This is a genomic window from Brevundimonas sp. CURTG3B2_SDJG, from assembly GCF_057364705.1.
The window spans coordinates 1-2,515 of record NZ_JBNFOJ010000368.1; the positions used below are offsets into that span (position 1 = coordinate 1).

Below are 2,515 nucleotides of genomic sequence, written 5' to 3' on the forward strand. Positions count from 1 at the left end.
CCACGGGGCATGGCCCGCGCCGCCGGCCGGAAGGGCGGCCGCCTCGACGCGCGGACCTTGGCCTGACCACCCGCCAGCTCGCCACCCTGGTCACCGTCGCCCCCATCGAGGAGGCGTTGCGCACCATCGCGCTGCAGGCCGACCGTCCGGTTGTCCGGCATACGCTCGAGGGGGTGCACGCCGGCGTGATGGAGGGCCTTCGCCTCTCGGAAGCCATGGGCCGCCAGGGCGCGGCCTTCCCGCCGCTCTACCGGGCCATGGTCGCGGCGGGCGAGCAGTCGGGCGCCCTGGCTCCGATCCTGGAGCGTCTGGCCGACGGGCTGGAGCGCGATCAGCAGGTGCGCGGCAAGGTGATCACCGCCCTGGTCTATCCTTCCGTCCTGGCGGCGGTGGCGCTAGGCGTGATCGTCGCGCTTATGACCTTCGTCGTGCCCAAGGTCGTCGACCAGTTCGACAGCATGAACCAGACCCTGCCGCTGCTGACCCGGCTGGTCATCGGCGTGTCGGACCTGATGCGGAACTGGGGGTGGCTTCTGGCCCTGATCCTGGCTGCGGGGGCCGTCGCAGGGGCGGCGCTGCTGCGCAATCCGGACCTCCGCCTGAAGGCCGACGCCGCCGTCCTGAAGCTGCCCTTGATCGGCCGTCTGACGCGGGACCTGCACGGGGCCAAGATGGCCCGCACCCTGTCGACTATGATCAGCGCCGGTCTGCCGGTCCTGGAAGGCCTGACCATCACCGCCCGCACCATCCGCAACCGCGCGCTGCGTCAGGCCACCGAGAGCATGGCCGACGCCGTGCGTGAGGGCGGGGGGCTGTCCGCCGCCATGCGCCGCGCCGGCGTTTTCCCGCCGATCCTGGTCCACATGACCGCCTCCGGCGAAGGGAGCGGCCGGCTGGAGCCGATGCTGGAGCGGGCCGCCGACTACCTGGAGCGCGAGTTCGCGACTTTCACCGCCGTGATGCTGAGCCTGCTGGAGCCGGCGATCATCGTGGTGATGGGCGGCGTCGTCGCCCTGATCGTCCTGTCGATCCTGTTGCCCATCCTGCAGATCAACACCCTCGCCATGGGTTGAGAAAGAACGCCGTGATGACCGAATCCAAGAAGAAAACCGCTCGGCGTCGCAAGCGCGCGGGCTTCACGCTCGTCGAGCTGATGGTGGTGATCGTGATCATCGGCCTGCTCGCCACCGTGGTGGCCATCAACGTCTTGCCCAGTCAGGACAAGGCCATGGTCGGCAAGGCGCGGGCCGACATCTCGACTCTGGAACAAGCGATCGAGACCTACCGCCTGGACAACCTGGTCTTCCCGGACGACCGGCAGGGGCTGCAGGCCCTCGTCTCGGCTCCGGCGGACTTGGCGCGCCCTGAGCGCTACCGGCAGGGCGGCTATGTGCGCCGCCTGCCCGAGGATCCCTGGGGCAATCCCTACCAGTACCGCCGCGCCAGCGCTCACGGCGGCCAGTTCGACGTCTTTTCGTACGGCGCCGACGGCAAGGAAGGGGGCGAGGGCAATGACGCGGACCTCGGCAACTGGCAGGGCTAAACCCGGGCCGCCCGCCCAGGGTTTACGCTCGTCGAACTGCTGATGACCGTCGCCATCATCGGGTTGGCGGCGGGGGCGGTGGTGCTGTCCATGCCCGATCCGCGCCCGGCGGTGGGCCAGGAGGCCGAGCGCCTCGCCGCCCGCCTGGTCGCCGCGCGCGACGAGGCCGTGCTGAGCAACCGGCCGATCGCGGTCGAGGCGACGGCGACGGGCTACGCCTTCTCGTCCTTCGACGGCGCGGTCTGGAGCCCTCTTCGCGAAGGTCCCTTCAAGGACGAAACCTGGCAGGCGGGAACCGCCCTGACCGCCTCGATCGAGCCCGCGCGCGTGGTGTTCGACCCGACCGGAACGGCCGATCCGGTCTCGCTGACGCTAGCCCGCGACGGCGGCGCCCGTACCGTCGTGGTCGACGGGGCCGGTCAGGTGTCGATCAATGGTTGATCCTCGCCCTCGCCGGGCCCGCGACGGCTTCACCCTGGTGGAGATGCTGGTCGCGCTCGCCGTCTTCAGCCTGGCGGCTATGGCCCTGCTGAACCTGGCGGGCGAGAACACCCGGTCGGCGGCGCGGGTCGAGACCCGGACGCTGGGCGGGGTGGTGGCCGAGAACGTCGCGGTCGAGGCCGCCGTGTCCCTTCAGGTGCCCGAGGGGGAGACCTCGGGACGAACCGAGCTGGCCGGCCGGGCCTGGCGCTGGACCCGGACGGTCCTGGCGACCGACGATCCGGACATCCTGCGCATCGAGGTGCGGGTCGTGGACGACGAAGGACAGGCGGCGGACCGCACCCTGTTCCGGGCGCGGGCGTCATGAGGGCGCGCGCCGGCTTCACCCTGGTGGAGGTGCTGATCGCCCTCCTGATCTTCGCCCTGCTGGCCGCGGCGGGCGCGGCGGTGCTGGGCGTGGCCATCGACAACCGCTTCGCCGTCAAGGCGTCCAGCGACCGGGTCGGCGATCTCCAGCGGACGGCGCGCCCT

The 2,515-nt window shown here is 71.2% G+C and carries 5 protein-coding genes and 1 pseudogene; all 6 read left to right on the forward strand.

Features of this window, described 5'->3' with window-relative positions; all coding sequences use genetic code 11:
- Nucleotides 1-1,073 (forward strand): type II secretion system inner membrane protein GspF (gene gspF, locus AC2W7C_RS16675; RefSeq protein WP_486002383.1); only part of this gene is annotated, 1,073 nt, incomplete at its 5' end.
- A 14-nt stretch (nt 1,074-1,087) separates the two neighbouring features.
- Entirely contained in the window at nt 1,088-1,543 is a 456-nt protein-coding gene (gene gspG / locus AC2W7C_RS16680) for a type II secretion system major pseudopilin GspG (protein ID WP_486002384.1), read from the forward strand.
- Between the two features lie 21 nt (nt 1,544-1,564).
- Nucleotides 1,565-1,621 (forward strand): annotated as a pseudogene (locus AC2W7C_RS16685) (prepilin-type N-terminal cleavage/methylation domain-containing protein); the annotation flags it as partial.
- A gap of 12 nt (nt 1,622-1,633) precedes the next feature.
- Nucleotides 1,634-1,984 carry a GspH/FimT family protein gene (locus AC2W7C_RS16690; RefSeq protein WP_486002386.1) on the forward strand — a complete coding sequence of 117 codons (351 nt, stop codon included), beginning with the start codon at nt 1,634-1,636 and terminating at the stop codon, nt 1,982-1,984.
- Complete coding sequence (gene gspI / locus AC2W7C_RS16695; RefSeq protein WP_486002385.1) at nt 1,977-2,351, forward strand: type II secretion system minor pseudopilin GspI; 375 nt, start codon at nt 1,977-1,979, stop codon at nt 2,349-2,351. Before AC2W7C_RS16690 ends, gspI begins: the two co-directional genes overlap by 8 nt.
- A partial coding sequence (locus AC2W7C_RS16700; RefSeq protein ID WP_486002387.1) for a prepilin-type N-terminal cleavage/methylation domain-containing protein occupies nt 2,348-2,515 on the forward strand: 168 nt, incomplete at its 3' end. The genes gspI and AC2W7C_RS16700, both read left to right, overlap by 4 nt.